General features: G+C 72.9%; 14 protein-coding genes. 8 read left to right on the forward strand and 6 right to left on the reverse strand.

Annotated features, from left to right (window positions below; genetic code table 11):
- Positions 1–21: 21 nt before the first annotated feature.
- Positions 22–618 (forward strand): TetR/AcrR family transcriptional regulator, encoded by a 597-nt coding sequence (locus tag DT019_RS11990; protein WP_114036738.1) that lies wholly within the window; start codon positions 22–24, stop codon positions 616–618.
- A gap of 83 nt (positions 619–701) precedes the next feature.
- A complete protein-coding gene (locus DT019_RS11995; protein WP_114036739.1) occupies positions 702–1,469 on the forward strand; it encodes a phosphatase in 768 nt (255 codons plus the stop codon).
- A 269-nt stretch (positions 1,470–1,738) separates the two neighbouring features.
- On the opposite strand, the gene tesB is transcribed toward DT019_RS11995, so the two are convergent.
- The 3 genes from tesB to DT019_RS12010 all read right to left on the reverse strand — a co-directional run bounded on the left by tesB (position 1,739) and on the right by DT019_RS12010 (position 5,548).
- Positions 1,739–2,614 carry an acyl-CoA thioesterase II gene (gene tesB / locus DT019_RS12000; RefSeq protein WP_114036740.1) on the reverse strand — a complete coding sequence of 292 codons (876 nt, stop codon included), beginning with the start codon at positions 2,612–2,614 and terminating at the stop codon, positions 1,739–1,741.
- 24 nt (positions 2,615–2,638) lie between these two features.
- Positions 2,639–3,796, reverse strand: a complete 1,158-nt coding sequence (locus DT019_RS12005) for an acyl-CoA dehydrogenase family protein (protein WP_114036741.1) — start codon at positions 3,794–3,796, stop codon at positions 2,639–2,641.
- A 69-nt stretch (positions 3,797–3,865) separates the two neighbouring features.
- A complete protein-coding gene (locus DT019_RS12010) occupies positions 3,866–5,548 on the reverse strand; it encodes a PucR family transcriptional regulator (protein WP_189389466.1) in 1,683 nt (560 codons plus the stop codon).
- Between the two features lie 188 nt (positions 5,549–5,736).
- Between DT019_RS12010 and DT019_RS12015 the strand changes: the two genes are divergently transcribed.
- The 6 genes from DT019_RS12015 (at position 5,737) to DT019_RS12040 (ending at position 15,913) form a co-directional block, all read left to right on the forward strand.
- Positions 5,737–7,209: a sodium:solute symporter gene (locus DT019_RS12015; protein ID WP_114036743.1), complete on the forward strand. Its 1,473-nt coding sequence runs from the start codon at positions 5,737–5,739 to the stop codon at positions 7,207–7,209.
- A 48-nt stretch (positions 7,210–7,257) separates the two neighbouring features.
- Positions 7,258–8,223 carry an agmatinase gene (gene speB, locus DT019_RS12020; protein ID WP_114036744.1) on the forward strand — a complete coding sequence of 322 codons (966 nt, stop codon included), beginning with the start codon at positions 7,258–7,260 and terminating at the stop codon, positions 8,221–8,223.
- A 93-nt stretch (positions 8,224–8,316) separates the two neighbouring features.
- On the forward strand, positions 8,317–9,987 hold the full coding sequence (locus DT019_RS12025) for a thiamine pyrophosphate-binding protein (RefSeq protein WP_114036745.1): 1,671 nt from the start codon (positions 8,317–8,319) through the stop codon (positions 9,985–9,987).
- A 131-nt stretch (positions 9,988–10,118) separates the two neighbouring features.
- On the forward strand, positions 10,119–13,889 hold the full coding sequence (locus DT019_RS12030; RefSeq protein ID WP_114036746.1) for an ABC transporter ATP-binding protein: 3,771 nt from the start codon (positions 10,119–10,121) through the stop codon (positions 13,887–13,889).
- Positions 13,890–13,981: 92 nt separating this feature from the next.
- Positions 13,982–14,374, forward strand: a complete 393-nt coding sequence (locus DT019_RS12035) for a hypothetical protein (protein WP_223279429.1) — start codon at positions 13,982–13,984, stop codon at positions 14,372–14,374.
- 132 nt (positions 14,375–14,506) lie between these two features.
- Entirely contained in the window at positions 14,507–15,913 is a 1,407-nt protein-coding gene (locus DT019_RS12040) for a S28 family serine protease (RefSeq protein ID WP_114036747.1), read from the forward strand.
- Positions 15,914–16,405: 492 nt separating this feature from the next.
- Here DT019_RS12040 and DT019_RS12045 read toward each other — a convergent pair whose 3' ends face one another.
- The 3 genes from DT019_RS12045 to DT019_RS12055 all read right to left on the reverse strand — a co-directional run bounded on the left by DT019_RS12045 (position 16,406) and on the right by DT019_RS12055 (position 19,984).
- The gene (locus DT019_RS12045) at positions 16,406–17,017 is read right to left on the reverse strand and encodes a hypothetical protein (protein WP_114036911.1); all 612 of its coding nucleotides are present in this window, start codon (positions 17,015–17,017) and stop codon (positions 16,406–16,408) included.
- Positions 17,018–17,135: 118 nt separating this feature from the next.
- Positions 17,136–18,959 carry a glycoside hydrolase family 3 protein gene (locus DT019_RS12050; RefSeq protein WP_114036748.1) on the reverse strand — a complete coding sequence of 608 codons (1,824 nt, stop codon included), beginning with the start codon at positions 18,957–18,959 and terminating at the stop codon, positions 17,136–17,138.
- Between the two features lie 356 nt (positions 18,960–19,315).
- The gene (locus DT019_RS12055; RefSeq protein WP_114036749.1) at positions 19,316–19,984 is read right to left on the reverse strand and encodes an NAD(P)-dependent oxidoreductase; all 669 of its coding nucleotides are present in this window, start codon (positions 19,982–19,984) and stop codon (positions 19,316–19,318) included.
- Positions 19,985–20,002 lie beyond the last annotated feature (18 nt).

Below are 20,002 nucleotides of genomic sequence, written 5' to 3' on the forward strand. Positions count from 1 at the left end.
CGTTGTCTAGAATGAATTCCCATGAGCACCCGTACCGACGCCCCTACCCGGCGCGAGCAGATCCTGCGCGAGGCCGCCCGCCTCTTCGCCGAGCGCGGCTTCCACGGCGTCGGCGTCGACGAGATAGGGGCCGCCGTCGGCATCAGCGGTCCTGGCCTGTACCGGCACTTCGCGGGCAAGGACGCGATGCTGGCCGAGCTGCTCGTCGGCATCAGCGGGCGGCTGTACGACGGCGGGCGCAAGCGGGTCACCGAGGCGGCGGGCGACCCCGAGCGGCTGCTCGGCTCGCTCATCGACGGCCACATCGACTTCGCCCTCGACGACCGGGCGCTGATCACCCTGCACGACCGCGAGCTCGACCGGCTGCGCGACAGCGACCGCAAGCTGGTGCGCCAGCTCCAGCGGCAGTACGTCGAGCTGTGGGTCGGCGTCGTGCGCGAGCTGTACCCGCCGGTGCCCGAGGCGGAGGTACGCGGGGCGGTCCACGCCGTGTTCGGACTGCTCAACTCGACGCCCCACCTCGGCTCGTACGGCACCGGGCTGCCGGGGCGCGCGGCCACCGAGGCCCTGCTGCGCCGCCTGGCGCACGGCGCCCTCGCCTCCCTGGACGCGCGCTGAGCCTCTTCCGCCGCGCACCGAAACCCCGTCCGGTGCGCGGGACGGCCCGGTCCCGGGCGCGGCGGGCGGGGCAGAATGGCCGCATGCCGATACCCAGCCGTGCCGCCCTCGTCGACCACCTCGTCCGCACCCGTATCGCCGGTGACGTCGCGACGCCCCGCGACAACAACCTCTCCCACTACCGCAAGCTCGCCAACGGCGACCGCCACTACTGGCTGGGCCTGGAGCTGGGGGACCGCTGGGGCGACGAGCAGGACGTGCTGGCCGTGATGGCCGAGCGCTGCGGCGTCGTGGACGACCCCGGGCACCGCACCGGCCAGGACACCATCGACCCCGAGCTGACGGTGGACGGCCTGGAGCGGATGGCGGCCCGGCTGCGCAAGGCGGCCGCCGGGCGGGAGCGGGTGCTGTTCGCCACGGGGCACCCCGGCGCGCTCATCGACGTGCACAGCCGGACCGCCGCGGGGCTGCGGGCGGCGGGCTGCGAGATCGTACGGATCCCTGGCGGGCTCACCGCCGACGAGGGGTACGTCGTGCAGTTCGCGGACGTGGCCGTCTTCGAGCGGGGCGCGTCGCTGTGGCACACCCACTCGCCGGAGCCGATGCGGGCGATCCTGGCCGCGCTGGACACCCCGCCGGACCTCGTGGTCGCCGACCACGGCTGGGCGGGGTGCGCGGGGCAGCTCGGGGTGGACGCGATGGGGTACGCGGACTGCAACGACCCCGCGCTGTTCATCGGCGAGGCGGAGGGGACGCTCCAGGTGACCGTGCCCCTGGACGACCACGTCCTGGACCCGCGCTTCTACGAGCCCCTGACGGCCTACCTCCTGAACGCGGCGGGCCTGACGTAGAGGCCCCGGGGCTCCGCCCCGGCCCCCCTCGCGGGGGCTCCGCCCCCACACCCCCGTTCGCGCCTGAACGGCGCTCGTCCTCAAACTCCCCCAAGGCCTCAAGGGCCAGGGGGGACCCCCATGACGGGCTGGGTATGCCTGTGCTGGCCAGCACTAGTACGGCCAGGGGCGCGGGGAACGGCGCGAGAAGCGGGCACGGTTCGCAGCCGAGAGCGGGTTCAGGGGCGCGGGGAACTGCGCGAAAGGCGACTCCCGGGCGCCCCCGGGGTTCAGGCGCGGGGGATGCGGACGACGCCCTCCTGGATCACCGTGATCGCCAGACGGCCGTCCGCCGTGTAGATCCGCGCCTGACCGAGCCCCCGCCCCCCGGACGCGGACGGCGACTCCTGGTCGTACAGGAGCCACTCGTCGGCCCGGAACGGCCGGTGGAACCACATCGCGTGGTCGAGCGAGGCGCCCACCACGTCGCCGACCGCCCAGCCGCCGCGCCCGTGGGCGAGCAGCACCGAGTCGAGCAGGGTCATGTCGGAGACGTACGTCGCCAGGCAGACGTGCAGGAGCGGATCATCCGCCAGCTTGCCGTTCGTGCGGAACCACACCTGCGAGCGCGGCTCGCGCGGGGTGCCGACGGTGCCCCAGGGCGGCGCGTCCACGTACCGCAGGTCGACGGCCGCGCGGGCCTCGATCAGGCGGTCCACCACCCCCTCGTCCCGGAAGGCGGACGCGTACCGCGGCAGCATCTCGGCGGCCGTCGGCAGGGACTCCGGGTCCGGCGCCGGCGGCATGTCGGCCTGGTGCTCCATGCCCTCCTCGTACGTCTGGAACGACGCGGAGAGGTGGAAGATCGGCTGCCCGTGCTGGATGGCGACGACGCGGCGGGTGGTGAAGGAGGCCCCGTCGCGGATGCGGTCGACGGTGTAGACGATCGGCGCGCCCGGGTCACCCGCGCGCAGGAAGTAGGCGTGCAGCGAGTGCGCCATCCGCTCGGCGGGCACGGTGCGACCCGCGGCGACCAGCGCCTGGGCCGCGACCTGGCCGCCGAACACGCGCGGCACGACCGCCGAGCGGGACCGGCCGCGGAAGATGTCCTCCTCGATCCGCTCCAGGTCGAGCAGATCGAGGAGGCTCTCAAGTGCCTGATGCATGAAGGTAGTTGTACCCGAGGACGGCTACAGGCCCATGTCCTTGGCGATGATCGACTTCATGATCTCGCTGGTGCCGCCGTAGATCCGGTTCACCCGGTTGTCGGCGTACAGGCGGGCGATCGGGTACTCGTTCATGAACCCGTAGCCGCCGTGCAGCTGGAGGCAGCGGTCGATCACGCGGTGCGCGACCTCGGTGCAGAACAGCTTCGCGGACGCGGCCTCGGCCGGGGTCAGCTCGCCCGCGTCCAGGGCTTCGAGGGCGCGGTCGGCGACGGCCTCGGCGGCGTCCACCTCGGCCTGGCAGGCGGCCAGTTCGAACTTGGTGTTCTGGAAGGAGGCCACCGGCTTGCCGAAGACCGTGCGGTCCTGCACGTACTCCTTGGCGAACCGGACGGCCGCCTTGGCCTGCGCGTACGCGCCGAACGCGATGCCCCAGCGCTCGGAGGCCAGGTTGTGGCCCAGGTAGTAGAAGCCCTTGTTCTCCTCGCCGAGCAGGTCCTCGACCGGGACCTTCACGTCGACGAACGCCAGCTCGGCGGTGTCGGAGGTCTTCAGGCCGAGCTTGTCGAGCTTGCGGCCGATCGAGTACCCCTCGGACTTGGTGTCCACGGCGAACAGCGAGATGCCGTGGCGGCGGTCCTCGGCGGAGGGGGCGTCGGTGCGGGCGCAGACGATCACGCGGTCGGCGTGCACGCCGCCCGTGATGAAGGTCTTCGAGCCGTTGAGGATGTAGTGCGAGCCGTCCGCGGAGAGCTTGGCGGTGGTCTTCATGCCCGCGAGGTCGGAGCCGGTGCCCGGCTCGGTCATCGCCAGGGCCCACATCTCCTCGCCGGAGACGAACTTCGGCAGGAAGCGCTTCTTCTGCTCGTCGGTGGCGAGCATCTTGATGTAGGGCAGGCCGAGCAGCACGTGCACGCCGGAGCCGCCGAACTGGACGCCCGCGCGGGCCGTCTCCTCGTACATCACGGCTTCGAACTTGTACGAGTCGATGCCGGCGCCGCCGAACTCCTCGTCCACGCGGATGCCGAAGATGCCGAGCTCGGCGAGCTTGTAGTAGAAGTCGCGCGGCACGATGCCGTCGGCGAACCACTCGTCGTACGCGGGGACGACCTCGGCCTCGATGAAGGCGCGCAGGGTCTCCCGGAACGCCTCGTGGTCTTCGTTGAATACCGTACGGCGCACGGTCGTCCTCCTCGGCTCACACATTCGTCTAAGCGCTTGCTCAGGTTGAAATACGAAGTTACCCGGCGGTCACCGGCACTGTCCAGAGTGAGCCTCAGCACTTCTGAGTGCCAGCCAGAGCTCCGTGCGGACGTCCATGTCGTCGAGATCCATGCCGAGCAGCGCCGCCACGCGGCCGATCCGCTGGCGGACGGTGTTGCGGTGCACCCCGAGCGCGACGGCGCTGCGGTCCCAACTCCCGTGCAGCGAGAGCCAGGTGCGCAGGGTGGTGCGCAGGGGGTCGGGGAGCGGGGCGAGCAGTACGCGGGCGTACGCGGCGGACTCCTGCGGGTCCATCAGCGCCCCGAATCCGGTGGGGCGGTGGCGGGCGAGTGAGGTACGGGTCGCCTCCGCGCGCTCCAGGGCGCGGGCGGCCTGGGTGTCGGCGACGGTCAGGGCGTCAGGCCCGGCAGGGGCGCTGACGCCGAGGGTCCAGCCGGGGTGCGCGATGACCTCGTGATCCGCCGGTACGAGGGCCCGTACGCTCGGCCCGCCCTGGTCGACCAGCGGGGTCCCGAGGTCCGGCGGGCTCCCCGTGCCCCGGGCGTGCACCACCACCCAGGGCCCCTCGCCGAGCAGCGCCGCCGCGTCCTCGGGGCCGCCTCCGAGCATCATCCGCACCAGTGCGGCCGAACGGGCGGCCTCGTCCGCGCCCTGCCGCTCGGCGGTGAGCAGGGTGAGGAGCACGGCGGCGACGCCCGCGATCGTGTGGTCGCCGGGCGCGCGGTGGGGGGTGGCGAGGGCGAGGACCCGGGGGCCCGCGAGGGCGTACGCGGCGAGGTGGAACCCGCCCACGGTGTCGGTGGCGCTCAGGGCGCTCCCCCCGCCCCGCCCCTTCCCGAGACCCGCCGGGGGCGAGTCCCCGGGCCCCCGCTCCTCGAACGCCGGAGGGGCTGAAGATGCCGGAGTGTCAGGAGTGTCGGAGGGGCCACTGAGGCCCGCACGCTCAAAACCGGGCGTGGGAGGCACATCAAGGCCCTCCGGCGGTTGAGGAGCAGGGGTCCGTGGGCGGAGCCCCTGGGCTGCCCACCGGCCCGAGTCCGGGCCATGATCCGCCGGAGGCTTTCGGGAAGGGGCGGGGCGGGGGAGATCCGCCGCGGGCGCCACCACCCGCACCAGCCCCCGCACCCCCGCCCACACCGGCCCCGACGGTGCGGGTCCTGCCGAGTCCACCACCGCCCCCTCCGGCGTGAGCACCCCCGCCCAGCCCCCCAGCCGGGCCGCGAGCTGATGGAGGACCGCCGGGACCGGGCCGGGCCGGGTCGCCGCGCTCGCCAGGCTCCGCTGCGCCTCGCTCACGCGCCGCAGCTCGTCCTCGCGGGCCCGCGCCATCAGGAGCCACACCGCCCGCGCCACCCCGGAGAACGTCGTCTGCGGCGGCACCTCCAGGAGCGGCAGGCCGTGCCGGGCGCACGCCTCCACCAGCGCGGGCGGCACCGCGTCGTACACCGGGGCCACCCCGAAGCCCAGCGCCGCCGCGCCCGCCGCCACGACCCGCGACACATAGCGCTCGGGGTCGGTGAGCTGGACGCCCGCCGTCATGAGCAGCTCGCCGCCGAGCAGATACGGGTACGGGTCGGCCATCTCCGAGGTGTGCACCCAGCGGATGGCGGCGTCCGCGGGCCCCGCGATCCGACGCAGGCCGAGGTCCGCGCGGGCCAGCAGCGCGGCGAGCGCGACAGGCGGAGTGGGCGGGGCGGTCGGTTCCGGCATGGTGGACGATCCATCCATCAGCAGCGTCAGGAGTGGAGGAAACGTACACTTCAGCGTTGCTTTCCGGCCACCTAGGGTCGTGCCGACCGGCGGCCGCGGGTACGGGCGGATGTCCCCGCGAACAGCCGACGGAACTCGATTCCCCCTGCACGACACGCCACCGAGTGAGCGCGAAGGAGGGCCCCCGTATGGCCGTCGACTACACAGTGATCGTCGTCTATCTGGCCGGGATGCTGGCGATGGGCTGGTGGGGCATGCGCCGCGCCCGGTCGAAGTCCGAATTCCTCGTCGCGGGGCGGCGGTTGGGCCCGGCGATGTACTCCGGCACGATGGCCGCCATCGTCCTCGGCGGCGCCTCCACCATCGGCGGCGTGGGCCTCGGCTACCAGTACGGCCTCTCGGGCGCCTGGATGGTGTTCACCATCGGCCTCGGCCTGCTCGCGCTCTCCGTGTTCTTCTCCGCCCGCATCGCCCGGCTCCGCGTGTACACCGTCTCCGAGATGCTCGACCTGCGCTACGGCGGCCGGGCGGGGCTCATCTCGGGCGTCGTGATGTGGGCCTACACCCTGATGCTCGCGGTCACCTCGACGATCGCGTACGCCACCATCTTCGACGTCCTCTTCGACCTGAACCGCACCGTGGCGATCGTCCTGGGCGGGGCCATCGTGGTCGCCTACTCGACGCTCGGCGGCATGTGGTCGATCACCCTCACCGACATGGTGCAGTTCGTCGTCAAGACGATCGGGGTGCTGCTGCTCCTGCTGCCCATCGCCGTCGTCAGGGCCGGGGGGTTCGGCGCGATGCGGGCGAAGCTCCCCACCGCCGCCTTCGACCCGCTCGGCATCGGTGGCGAGACGATCTTCACGTACGTCCTCATCTACACCTTCGGCATGCTGATCGGGCAGGACATCTGGCAGCGCGTGTTCACCGCGCGCAGCGACCGCGTCGCCCGGCTCGGCGGCACCGTCGCCGGTACGTACTGCCTGCTGTACGCGCTCGCGGGCGCCGTCATCGGCACCGCCGCCAAGGTGCTCTACCCGACCCTGCCCAGCGCCGACGACGCGTTCGCCACCATCGTCAAGGACGAACTACCCGTCGGCGTAAGGGGGTTGGTGCTCGCCGCCGCGCTCGCCGCCGTGATGTCCACCTCCTCCGGCGCCCTCATCGCCTCGGCCACCGTCGCCAACAACGACATCTGGGCCCGGATCCGGGGGAGGAGCGGGGAGGGTCGGGCCGACCACGACGAGGTCCGGGGCAACCGGGTCTTCATCCTGCTCATGGGGCTCGCCGTGATCGTCATCGCGACCCGGCTGAGCAGCGTCGTCGAGGGGCTCACCGTGGCCTACGACCTGCTCGTGGGCGGGCTGCTCGTGCCGATCCTCGGCGGGCTGCTCTGGAAGCGCGGCACCGCCGCCGGGGCGCTCGCCTCCGTCGTGGTCGGCGGCCTCACGGTCGTCGCCCTCATGGCGAGGTACGCGATCCTCGCCAACGAGCCCGTCTACTTCGGACTGCTCGCCTCCCTCCTCGCCTACGTCCTGGTGTCGTACGCGACGAAGCCGACCGACGCCGCAGTGCTCGCCGTCTGGCGCGAGCGGCTCGCCGGGGCCGGTCCCGGCACAGGAGAACCGGCGGCCGCCGAAGCGGCGCCGGCGCACAGCTAGAGTCACACTGATAAAGCGCATAAATCGCTGAAACGAAGGGCAATTCCGATGAGCAGCAACGAAACGCCGCGCGGTCCGATCGACTCGTCCCGCATCCCGCGGTACGCCGGGCCCGCGACCTTCGCCCGGCTGCCCCGCCTCGACGAGGTCGGCACCGCCGATGTCGCCGTCGTCGGTGTGCCCTTCGACAGCGGTGTCTCCTACCGGCCCGGCGCCCGCTTCGGCGGCAACGCGATCCGCGAGGCCTCCCGGCTGCTGCGCCCCTACAACCCGGCGCAGGACGCCTCGCCGTTCGCGCTCGCCCAGGTCGCCGACGCCGGTGACATCGCGGCCAACCCGTTCAACATCAACGAGGCCGTCGACACCATCGAGGCCGCCGCCGACGACCTGCTCGGCACCGGCGCCCGCCTGATGACGCTCGGCGGCGACCACACCATCGCGCTGCCGCTCCTGCGCTCCGTCGCCAAGAAGCACGGGCCGGTCGCCCTGCTCCACTTCGACGCGCACCTCGACACCTGGGACACCTACTTCGGTGCCGAGTACACCCACGGCACCCCGTTCCGCCGCGCCGTCGAGGAGGGCATCCTCGACACCGAGGCGCTCTCCCACGTCGGCACCCGCGGCCCGCTGTACGGCAAGCAGGACCTGACCGACGACGAGAAGATGGGCTTCGGCATCGTCACCTCCGCCGACGTCTACCGGCGCGGCGCCGACGAGGTCGCCGACCAGCTCCGCCAGCGCATCGGCGACCGCCCGCTCTACATCTCCATCGACATCGACTGCCTCGACCCGGCCCACGCCCCCGGCACCGGCACCCCCGAGGCCGGCGGCATGACCTCGCGCGAGCTCCTGGAGATCCTGCGGGGCCTGTCCTCCTGCAACCTGGTCTCCGCCGACGTCGTCGAGGTCGCCCCGGCCTACGACCACGCCGAGATCACCTCGGTCGCCGCCTCCCACACGGCGTACGAGCTCACCACGATCATGTCCCGGCAGATCGCGGCCGCCCGCGGCTGAGGCACGGCAGGACCGGGAAACGACCCGCGTCCGCGGCCCGGCGGGCGGGAAGCCGCCGCCGGGCCGCGGGCCGAGCTCCACGGAGAGGACGCGATGACCCACGACCACGACGTCGTGCTGCGGCCCACGCCGCGCCAGGTGGCGGCGGCCCTGAACCCCCCGCCCGGACGCAATGGCGGTGACCTGGTCGTCGAGACGCTCCAGGGCCTCGGCGCCACCACCGTGTTCGGACTGCCGGGCCAGCACGCCCTCGGCATGTTCGACGCGCTGCGCCGCTCGGACCTCGCCTATGTCGGGCTGCGGGTCGAGAACAACGCGGGCTTCGCGGCCGACGCGTACGGCCGGATCACCGGCGAGGCGGCCCCGCTGCTGCTGTCGACCGGCCCCGGCGCGCTGACCTCGCTGGCCGCCCTGCAGGAGGCGGCCGCAGCCTCCTCGCCGGTGATCGCGATCTCAAGTCAGGTCCCCACGGCGGGACTTGGCGGCGGACGGCACGGCTATCTGCACGAGCTGCGCGACCAGAAGGCGTCGTTCCGCGATGTCGTGAAGTCCGTCCACACCGTGCGCAGCCAGTCGCAGATCCCCTCCGCGATCGCGGCCGCGTGGGAGTCGGCGCTGAGCGCCCCGCACGGGCCGGTGTGGGTGGAGATCCCGCAGGACGTGCTGCTCGCCGAGACGGCGCTGCCCGTCGTCACCGCGATGGACGCCTGTCCCGAGGACCTGCTCCCGCGCCCCGAACTGACCGCCGTGGCGGCCGAGTTGCTGGCGGGCGCGGCCCGGCCTGCGATCATCGCGGGCGGCGGGGTGGTCCGCGCCGACGCCTCGGGCAAGCTCCTCGCGCTCGCCGAGCGGCTCGACGCGCCGGTCGTGACGACCTTCGGCGGCAAGGGCGCCTTCCCCTGGGAGCACCCGCTCTCGCTCCAGTCCTGGCTGGAGGACCGGCACACCACGGACTTCCTGGAGGACGCCGACGTCCTGCTCGTGGTCGGCTCCGGGCTCGGCGAGCTGTCGTCGAACTACCACACGTTCCAGCCGCGCGGCCGGATCATCCAGATCGAGGCCGACCTCGGCAAGCTGGAGTCCAACCACCCGGCGCTCGGCATCCACGCCGATGCCCGCATCGCCCTCCAGGCCCTGCTCGAAACCGTCCCGGAGCGCCGGGACGAGAGGGCGGCCGAGCGGGTGCGGACCGTCCTGGACCGGGTCCGGGCCCGCATCGAGGCGCAGGACCTCGGTGAGGAGCGGCGCGTGCTGGCCGCCGTCCGCGAGGCGCTGCCCGCCGGGGCGCCCAGCTTCTGGGACATGACGATCCTCGCGTACTGGGCCTGGTCGGCGTGGCCCGGCTCGATGCACTCGGCGCAGGGCGCGGGCGGCCTCGGCTACGGCTTCCCGGCGGCGCTCGGCGCGGCCGTCGCCGACCCGGGCCGCCCGGCCCTCGCGGTCTCCGGCGACGGCGGGGCCATGTACTCGATCGCGGAGCTCGCCACCGCCCGGCAGTACGACCTGCCGGTCACCTGGCTGATCGTGGACGACGGCGGCTACGGCATCCTGCGCGAGTACATGACGGACACGTTCGGTGAGGCCACCGCCACCGAGCTGGCCCGCCCCGACTTCGTCGCCCTGGCCGAGTCCTTCGGCGTCCCGGCCGTCCGCACCACCGCGGACACCCTGACCGCCGATCTGGCGAAGGCGCTGGCCGCCCCCGGCCCCTCGGTGGTCGTGCTGCCCGCCCTCCTGAAGATGTTCGCCCCGACCCACCTCTGAGCCCCCGGGCCGGGGAAACCGGCCCGGCCAGGACCTGGTCCTCGCGTCCCGTCTTTTGTTGCGGCGGGATGAAATCCGCAGGCCCCCGTGTTGGGGCTTGCGGCAGGGCAGGTACCAACGGGAGGAATCACGTGACGGAGGGTGCGCAACAGGGGTGGGCGCGCAGGCTGACCGGGTACGCCTGGCGGTACCGGCGCAATGTGGTGCTGGCCCTCGGGTCCTCGCTCGGCGGCATGGCCGTCATGGCGCTCGTCCCCCTGATCACCAAGGTGGTCATCGACGACGTCATCGGACACCACACCCGCTCGCTCGCCGTGTGGACCGGGCTGCTCATAGCCTGCGCCGTCGTGGTGTACGGGCTCACCTACATCCGGCGGTACTACGGCGGGCGGCTCGCCCTCGACGTCCAGCACGACCTGCGCACCGAGATGTACGGGACGATCACCCGGCTCGACGGGCGGCGCCAGGACGAGCTGTCCACCGGCCAGGTCGTCGGGCGCGCCACCAGCGACCTCCAGCTGATCCAGGGCCTGCTCTTCATGCTGCCGATGACCATCGGCAACATCCTGCTCTTCGTGATCTCCATCGTGATCATGGCGTGGCTCTCGCCGCTGCTCACCCTCGTCGCCCTCGCGGTCGCGCCCGCCCTCTGGTTCATCGCCAAGCGCAGCCGCACCCGCCTCTTCCCCGCCACCTGGTACGCCCAGGGCCAGGCCGCCGCCGTCGCCGGAGTCGTCGACGGCGCCGTGTCCGGGGTCCGGGTCGTCAAGGGCTTCGGCCAGGAGGACCAGGAGACCGGCAAGCTCCGCGAGGTCGGCCGCAGGCTCTTCGCCGGACGCCTGCGCACCATCAAGCTCAACTCCCGCTACACGCCCGCCCTCCAGGCCGTCCCGGCCCTCGGCCAGGTCGCCATGCTGGCGCTCGGCGGCTGGCTCGCCACCCGCGGCGAGATCACACTGGGCACGTTCGTCGCCTTCTCCACCTACCTCGCCCAGCTCGTCGGCCCCGTCCGCATGCTCGCCATGGTGCTCACCGTCGGCCAGCAGGCCCGGGCCGGCGTCGAGCGCGTCCTGGAGCTCATCGACACCGAGCCCTCCCTCCAGGACGGCACGAAGCAGCTGTCGCCCGACGCCCCCGCGACCGTCGAGTTCGACGACGTGAGCTTCGGCTACGACGACGAGCGGCCCGTCCTGAAGGGGTTCTCCCTCGACATCCGGCCCGGCGAGACCGTCGCCGTGGTCGGCTCCTCCGGCTCCGGCAAGTCCACCGTCTCGCTGCTGCTGCCCCGCTTCTACGACGTCTCGCACGGCGCCGTCCTCGTCGGCGGCCACGACGTGCGCGAGCTGACCCTGGACTCGCTGCGCGCCGCCATCGGCCTCGTGCCCGAGGACTCCTTCCTCTTCTCCGACACCGTCCGCGCCAACATCGCGTACGGAAAGCCGGACGCCACCCAGGAAGAGATCGACAAGGCCGCCCGCGCCGCCCAGGCCGACCGGTTCATCGCCGAGCTGCCCGAGGGGTACGACACCACCGTCGGCGAGCACGGCCTCACCCTCTCCGGCGGCCAGCGCCAGCGCATCGCGCTCGCCCGCGCCATCCTCACCGACCCCCGCCTGCTCGTCCTGGACGACGCGACCTCGGCCGTCGACGCCCGCGTCGAGCACGAGATCCACGAGGCCCTGAAGTCGGTCATGGCCGGGCGCACCACCCTGCTCATCGCGCACCGCCGCTCCACCCTCGGCCTCGCCGACCGCATCGCCGTCCTCGACGGCGGGCGCCTCGCCGCGATTGGCACCCACGAGGAGCTCCAGCGCGACAGCGCCCTCTACCGCCGCCTGCTCACCGACCCCGACGAGCTCGGCGCGGTCTCGCCCGGCCACCTCCCCACCATCCCCGTCGCCGAGGAGGAGGACCACACCGTACGGGACGAGCTGGACGCGGAGTTCGACGCCGAGCGCGGCATCACCCCGCCGCTGTGGGTCCGTGAGGAGAAGGCCGAGTCGGCGGCCCCCGGCGGCATGCCCTTCCCCAAGCTCTCAACTTCGTTCGAGCAGGGGAGGCCCCAATCCCCCGAACTGCTCGCCCAGGTCGAGGCGCTGCCGCCCGCCACCGACACCCCCGGCATCGACGAGGCCAGGGCCGTCCAGCCCGAGGACTCCTACGGCCTGCGCAGACTGCTGCGCGGCTTCGGCCTTCCCCTGCTCGTCAGCCTCCTCCTCGTCGCGGTCGACGCGGGCATGTCGCTGCTGCTGCCGGTCCTGATCCGGCACGGCATCGACCAGGGCGTCACCCGGCTCGCGCTCGGCGCGGTCTGGGCCGCCGCCGGGCTCGCGCTCGTGACCGTCGCCATCCAGTGGCTCGCCCAGACCGGCGAGACCCGGATGACCGGCCGCACCGGCGAACGCGTCCTCTACACCCTGCGCCTGAAGATCTTCGCCCAGCTCCAGCGGCTCGGACTCGACTACTACGAGCGGGAGTTGACCGGCCGGATCATGACCCGCATGACGACGGACGTGGACGCGCTCTCCACGTTCCTCCAGACGGGCCTGGTCACCGCGTTCGTCTCCGTCGTCACCTTCTTCGGCATCATGGTGGCGCTGCTCGTCATCGACCTCGAACTCGCGCTCGTCGTCTTCGCCACGCTTCCGCTGCTGGTCGTCGGCACCTACGTCTTCCGCAAGAAGAGCGTGCGGGCCTACGAGCTCGCCCGTGAGCGGGTCTCCGTCGTCAACGCCGACCTCCAGGAGTCGGTGTCGGGCCTGCGCATCGTGCAGGCCTTCCGGCGCGAGCACGACGGGGCCGAACGGTTCGCCGGACGCAGCGACCACTACCGCCAGGCGCGCGTGCGCGGCCAGTGGCTGATCTCGGTGTACTTCCCGTTCGTGCAGCTGCTCTCGTCGGTGGCCGCGGCCGCCGTGCTGATCGTGGGCGCGGGCCGGGTCGACCACGGCACCCTCACCACCGGCGCCCTGGTCGCCTACCTGCTGTACATCGACCTGTTCTTCGCCCCCGTGCAGCAGCTCTCGCAGGTCTTCGACGGCTACCAGCAGGCGGCCGTCTCGCTGGGGCGCATCCAGGAACTCCTCCAGGAGAAGACCTCCACCGCCGAGGCCCCCGAGCCGCTCGACGTCCTGTCGCTGCGCGGCGAGATCGCCTTCGAGAACGTCGACTTCGCCTACGGGTCCGCCGACGAGCCCGAGGAGGCGCTCAGCGGGGTCGATCTGCGGATACCGGCCGGGCAGACCGTCGCGTTCGTCGGCGAGACCGGCGCGGGCAAGTCCACCCTGGTCAAGCTGGTGGCCCGGTTCTACGACCCGACGGGCGGGCGGGTCACCGCCGACGGCACGGACCTGCGCGACCTGGACATCACCGCCTACCGCCACCGGCTCGGCGTGGTCCCGCAGGAGGCGTACCTCTTCGAGGGCACCGTGCGCGACGCCATCGCGTACGGCCGCCCCGACGCGAGCGACGCCGAGGTGGAGGCCGCGGCCCGCGCGGTCGGCGCCCACGACATGATCGCCACCCTGGACGGCGGCTACCTCCACGAGGTCGCCGAGCGCGGCCGCAACCTGTCCGCCGGGCAGCGCCAGTTGATCGCGCTGGCCCGCGCCGAGCTGGTCGATCCGGACATCCTGCTGCTCGACGAGGCGACCGCGGCCCTCGACCTCGCCACCGAGGCGCAGGTCAACCAGGCCACCGAGCGCCTCACCGGCCGCCGCACCACGCTGGTCGTCGCACATCGCCTGACCACGGCGGCCCGCGCGGACCGGGTGGTCGTGATGGACCACGGCCGGGTCGTCGAGGACGGCACCCACGACGAGCTCCTCGCACTCGACGGCCAGTACGCCCGGCTGTGGCACACGTTCATCGGCACTCCCGAGCCCGCCCGTACGGCAGGCTGAGCCGGGCGCGAGTCCGCAGAGGCCGCTGAGAACCGTCGGGCGGCTTCTCGCGTCCCACCCCACATACGCTCAAGTGGCGGAAGGGTGCAAGCGTGTTCGGTGGGGTGGGCAGCAGGAGGCTTCTGGGGCCGTCGCTGGCGGTGGTCGCGGCGGCGGGCGGGCTCGTCGTGTTCGGGCCGGTGAGCGGCAGCGCGGACGCGGCGGCGGCGTGCGCCGGGCGGCCGGTGCGGACGGTCGGGTTCAGCACGGGCGAGCTGCGCCTGTACAAGGGCAACGGGTACGCGTGCGCGGTGACCGCCGCCAAGAACCCGGGCGCCCGGCGCCAGATGTCGGTGACGATCCAGGCCCGCGGCAGCGCCCCGGCCGGCGACTCGGGCGCCTACACGAAGCTGGCGGGTCCGGTGACGGTGCACTCCGGCGGCCGCTGTGTGCGGGCGACCGGGTCGGTGGCGGGGAGTTCGGCGGAAACGGGCTGGGTCTGCTGACCGGCGCGGCCCGGCGCGTGCCCGGGTGAAGGTCGCTGTGGAGATCAACCGGGTCTGGCGGGGCGGGTGTTGCCCCCGCTAGGTTCGCGGAACCACGTTCCGTACCCACAGGGACTCCACAGGGGAGTGTGCATGCGCAAGGCGCTCAGATGGCTGCTGTCGCTCGTCGTGCTGATAGGCACGATGACCGCGACGGGAGCCGCGGCGGGGACGGCCACCGCCGCCGAGCCGGACATCAAGGACCGCATCCTGGCGATACCCGGGATGAGCCTCATAGCCGAGAAGCCGTACAACGGCTACCGCTACTTCGTACTGAGCTTCACCCAGCCCGTCGACCACCACAACCCGTACAGCCGGGCCACCTTCCAGCAGCGGATCACCGTGCTGCACAAGGACACCGACCGGCCGACCGTCATGTACACCAGCGGGTACGAGGTCTCCACGACGCCCGGCCGCAGCGAGCCGACGCAGATCGTCGACGGCAACCAGGTCTCCGTCGAGTACCGCTTCTTCCCGATGTCCCGGCCGCAGCCCGCCGACTGGTCGAAGGACGACATCTGGCAGGCGGCCAGCGACCAGCACGCGATCTACCGCGCCCTCAAGCCGGTCTACCGCAAGAACTGGCTGACCACGGGCGGCTCGAAGGGCGGCATGACCGCCACCTACTACAAGCGGTTCTACCCCCGCGACATGGACGGCGTCGTCGCGTACGTCGCCCCCAACGACGTGGTGGACAACGAGGATTCGGCCTACGACCGCTTCCTCGCGACGGTCGGCACCAAGGAGTGCCGCGACAAGCTGGCGGGCGTGCAGCGCGAGGCGCTGGTGCGGCGGGCGTCCCTGGAGAAGAAGTACCAGGAGTACGCCACCGCCAACGGGTACACCTTCACCACGGTGGGCACCCTGGACAAGGCCTACGAGGCGGTCGTGCTCGACTACGTGTGGGGCTTTTGGCAGTACCACCTGCTGGCCGACTGCTCCACGATCCCCGCGGACGCGGCGCACGCCACCGACCAGGCGATCTGGGACTCCGTCGACACGATCTCCGGCTTCTCCTTCTACACCGACCAGGGCCTGGCCCCGTACACGGCGTACTACTACCAGGCCGGTACGCAGCTCGGCTCGCCCACCATCAAGCAGCCCTGGCTCGGCAAGCTGAGCCGCTACGGCTACCAGCCGCCGCGCACCTTCGTGCCGCGGGACATCCCGATGCGGTTCCAGCCGTGGGCGATGCGGGACATCGACACGTGGGTCAAGCACCACGCCGAGCACATGCTGTACGTGTACGGCTCCAACGACCCGTGGGGGGCCGAGCGGTTCTCGCTGGGGGCGGGGGCGCGGGACTCCTACGTCTACACGGTGGCGGGGGGCAACCACGGCTCCAAGGTCGCGATGCTCGCGGCCGCCGAGAAGTCCTCGGCGACGGCGTCCATCCTCCGCTGGGCGGGCCTGTCCTCTGTACCCGTGCGGCCGCAGGCCCAGTTCGACGCGAAACTGGACGCGACCCCCCTGACGAAGGAGCCCACCCTCCACCCCTGACCCTGGGCACCCCAGCCCTGGGGCCCTGGCCCTGGGGCCCTGACCCTGGACACCCCGGGGGCCCCTGACGCTGGGGGCCACACCCCCGGGGCCCCCAGGACCGCGCCACGCCCCTGGGGCTCCGCCCCAGACCCCGGAGGGTTCCCCACCCCGCCCCTTCCCGAGACCCTCCGGGGGTTGGGAAGGGGCGGGGCCGACCTCTTACCCGCGGACCGTGCGTGGCTGGTCGCGCAGTTCCCCGCGCCCCTTAAAACCCGCCTTCGTCCGCAGACCGCAGGCGGTTGCTCGCGCAGTTCCTCGCGCCCCTGTAGGGGGGCCGGCATCGGCATCCCTAGCCCGTCGTGGGGGTCCCCCCTGGCCCTTAAGGCCTTGGGGGAGATTGAGGACGAGCGCCCTTGAGGCGCGAACGGGGTCTGGGGCGGAGCCCCAGGAGGCCTCGTCAGCCCACCCACACCCCCGGAGGGTCTCGGGGAGGGGCGGGGTGGGGGAAGGTCACGTGCGCCTGGCGCAGCCCACTGGGCCCTGGCCGCCCGTCAGTTGGACGTACAGCGCGGTCGAGGCGGGGCACCCCGCCCGGCTCGGGGCGGCCGAGACGACCCGGTACTGGGGAGCCCGCGCCCCGGACCCGTCACACGCCGTCTCCCGAACCTCGTCCACCCCCGCCGCGTACACACAGTCCCCCACCACGGTGTACGGCCCACCCCCCTGTCCCGGATCCCCCGGATGCGGCGGCTCCAGGTTCCGCATGCAGGCGTAGCCCGGCGCCCCACCACCCCCGGCCGACGCCACGTACAGCACGAAGTCCGTGGGGAGCGGGCAGTCGACGGCCGCCCCCTTCGCCGTCGCCCCCACCCGCCGCACCAGCACCCTCGCCACCGCCCGCTCGCTCGTGCAGGGCACCTCGTGGAAGTCCTTGGTGTCGCCCGCCGCCCCCTCGCGCGAGGCGCAGCCGCCGGTGGGGAGGAAGGTCGCCGCGGGGCCGGGCGCGGAGGCGGACGCCGTCGACTGCTTGCCCTCCGTCGCCGAACCGCCTCCCGCACCCCCGCACCCCAGCGCCGTGAGCAGCAGCAGACACCCCAACCCCGCCAAACGGTACGTACGCATACGGCCCCCCAGAACCCCCCGGATGCGACCAAGCGTGACCCGCCGGAGCGGGTGCACGCCAGGAGTCCGGGGGGCTTTGCGTCACTTGGGGGTGGTGCGCCGGGTCCCCGGCGTACGGCTAGTACGACAGCCCGTAACCGATCGGGCAGAGATCTTGCGTAGGGTCGTCGGCCCGGGGCACCGCGACCGGCAGGCGGCCGCGCGGCCGGGCCCGGCCCGCCAACACCCGTGCGGCGGCCCGGAGTTCGACGTCCGTCCAGGAGTAGGTGGCGAGCGAGGCGGCGTACCCGCTCAGGTACGCGATGTCGTACGGGTTGCGCAGGGCGAGGTGGACGACCGGCACGCCGGTCCTGCCGAGCGCCGCCACCAGCCTGCTCTGCGCACCGCCCGCCCCCGCGTTGTACGTCCCCACGATCACCGCGTCCTGCCCCGCCGTCGCCGCCACCGCCCGGTCGATCAGTGCCTGGGACGGCAGCGTGCCCGTGGGCAACACCGTGGTGCGGAAGCCGAGTTGGTTCAGCGCGCGGGCCAGGACCGTGGTGGGCGGGCCGGTGGTGCCGGAGGGGGAGTCCGGGTCGGCGCCCACGACGAGGAGCCTGCGGTGGTGGTGCCGGGAGAGCGGGAGCAGCCCGCGCGGATTGGCGAGCAGGGTCGTGGTCCGCTCGGCGATCTCGTCGGCGGCGGCCAGATGGGTCCGGGTGCCCACGATCCGGTCCACACCCCCGGCGCTGACGTACGGGCGGGCGAACAGGCCGCGCCGGTCCTTGAGCCGGAGGATGCGCAGGATGGATTCGTCGAGGCGGGACTCGGGCAGTTCGCCGCTCGCCACCGCCGCCCGCACCCCGTTGAAGGCCACGTCCAGCTTCGGCGGGTCGAGGAGTTGGTCCACGCCCGCCTTCAGCGCGAGCACCGGCACCCGGTCGTCGCCGTACTTGTCGCGCACGCCCTTCATGCCGAGCGAGTCCGTGATGACGACCCCCTCGAAGCCGAGCTGTTCGCGCAGGATGCCGGTGAGGATGGGGCGGGAGAGCGTCGCCGGGTCGTTGCTCGGGTCGAGCGCCGGGAACTGGATGTGGGCGGTCATGATCGCGTCGATCCCGGCGGCGATCGCGGCCCGGAACGGCGGCGCGTCCAGCCGCTCCCACTCCTCGCGGGTGTGTGTGATCACCGGGATGCCGGTGTGGCTGTCGACGCTGGTGTCGCCGTGCCCCGGGAAGTGCTTGGCCGTTGCGGCGACCGAGGACTCCTGGTAGCCGCGCACCTCCGCCGCGACCATGCGGGCCACGGCGGCCGGGTCCGCGCCGAAGGACCGTACGCCGATCACCGGGTTGGCCGGGTTGATGTTCACGTCCGCGTCGGGGGAGTAGTCCTGGCGGATGCCGATCGCCGCGAGTTCCGCGCCCGAGATCCGGCCCAGCGTGCGGGCGTCGCCCGCCGAGCCGCCCGCGCCCATCGCCATCGCGCCGGGGAAGAGCGTGGCGGGCTTGCCGACCCGGCAGACCGCGCCGTGCTCCTGGTCGGTGGCGATCAGCAGCGGCAGCGGCACGCGCTGGGCGAGCCCGGCGGCCTGGATGCCGTTGGAGAGCCCGGCGATCTGGTGCGGGTCGCGGGTGTTGTGCGCCCAGGTGAAGTAGATGATGCCGCCGACGTGGTACCGGGCGATCAGCTCGGCGGCGTCGCGCACCCCGAGCTCGCGGAGGTTGGCGTCGATGTCCGCCTGGTCGGGGGCAGTAGCGGAGTGCCCGTAGACCCGCGTGACGAAGAGCTGGCCGATCTTCTCCTCGACCGACATGCGGGCGATGATCGCGCGGAGCCGGCGGTCGGTGCCGGAGGCCTCCGCGACCTCCGTGGCACGGGCGGGGAGCCGGGGGCCGAGGGCGGTCATGGCGGCCGCCGCGGCGGTGGTGGTGAGGAGGCTGCGTCTTGAGGTGCGGTGCTGCACGTGCGCTCCTTCCGGTAAGGGTGCCCGGGAAGCCAGGGAACTGGAAGAAACTTCCAAGGCGAACCGTTATCCGGAAAGTAATTGCCAGTCAAGGCTATGCGCACGAGGCAGCGCGGCGTGGCTCGCGCGGGGGTGCCGCCACCGGTGCGGTCGGAGGGGTTCGCACCGGTGGCGGCGTGCTGCCGGCCGCAGGCGGCTGGAGAGGGGGTCGGCGCTCGCGGCCAGCAGCGATGCCGACACCGCTCTGCGGAGACTCACCGGCAGTACGTGCGTTGGACGGGCGCACCCCCGCGCGGGTTCCCGGCGAGCCGCCAATTCGGCGAAATGGTAGGGGAGTTACGGAAGTGGCGGGCCGGTCAGTCCGAGAGGCCGACCGTCTGGCCGAACGTCGCCGGATCGTCCAGGACCTCCAGCATGCAGTGCGCGACATCGGCCCGCGAGATGATGCCGCCGCCCCGCACGTTGCGCCCCACCTCCGTGCGGTATCGCCCGGTCAGCTCCTTGTCGTTGAGGCGCGGCGGCCGCAGCGCCGTCCAGTCCAGGGAACTCGCGCGCAGCACGTCCTCCATCCGCGCGAGATCGGCGTACCGCTTCTTCAGGATCGCCTTCACGATCGGGTACGCGATGCTCCGCTGCACGAACGCGTCCCCCGGGTCGCGCCGGGGCGGGTTCGGCCGCCCCGGCGACGGTACGGTGCCGATCGGCGCGGCACTGATCACGACGATGCGGCGCACCCCCGTGGCGCGCATCGCCTCACATATGGCCCCGGTGCCGCGCTCGGCGACCCCGAAGTCGGCCTTGGTGGCCGCGCCCAGGCCCGACAGGACCGCATCCGCCCCGGCCAGCGCCGTGCGCAGCGCGTCCGGGTCGGGCCGGGACAGATCGACGGCCACGGTACGGACGACGTCGGACGCCACCTTGGCGGGGTCACGGACCACCGCCGTCACGTCGTGACCGGCGGCGACCGCCTGGAGCAGGGCGAGGCGGCCGATCCCGCCGCTCGCCGCGAAGATGGTGAGCTTCATGAACCCGCCTCCCGCGCG

The organism is Streptomyces sp. SDr-06, assembly GCF_003324565.1.
Lineage (GTDB): Bacteria > Actinomycetota > Actinomycetes > Streptomycetales > Streptomycetaceae > Streptomyces.

Coding starts and splice junctions, on each gene's coding strand:
- DT019_RS12010 (WP_189389466.1), bottom strand. CDS start 5,548: ATGCCGGAACCGACCGCCCCGCCCACTCCGCCTGTCGCGCTCGCCGCG.
- DT019_RS12040 (WP_114036747.1), top strand. CDS start 14,507: ATGCGCAAGGCGCTCAGATGGCTGCTGTCGCTCGTCGTGCTGATAGGC.
- DT019_RS12055 (WP_114036749.1), bottom strand. CDS start 19,984: ATGAAGCTCACCATCTTCGCGGCGAGCGGCGGGATCGGCCGCCTCGCC.
- DT019_RS11990 (WP_114036738.1), top strand. CDS start 22: ATGAGCACCCGTACCGACGCCCCTACCCGGCGCGAGCAGATCCTGCGC.
- DT019_RS12015 (WP_114036743.1), top strand. CDS start 5,737: ATGGCCGTCGACTACACAGTGATCGTCGTCTATCTGGCCGGGATGCTG.
- DT019_RS11995 (WP_114036739.1), top strand. CDS start 702: ATGCCGATACCCAGCCGTGCCGCCCTCGTCGACCACCTCGTCCGCACC.
- tesB (WP_114036740.1), bottom strand. CDS start 2,614: ATGCATCAGGCACTTGAGAGCCTCCTCGATCTGCTCGACCTGGAGCGG.
- speB (WP_114036744.1), top strand. CDS start 7,258: ATGAGCAGCAACGAAACGCCGCGCGGTCCGATCGACTCGTCCCGCATC.
- DT019_RS12025 (WP_114036745.1), top strand. CDS start 8,317: ATGACCCACGACCACGACGTCGTGCTGCGGCCCACGCCGCGCCAGGTG.
- DT019_RS12045 (WP_114036911.1), bottom strand. CDS start 17,017: ATGCGTACGTACCGTTTGGCGGGGTTGGGGTGTCTGCTGCTGCTCACG.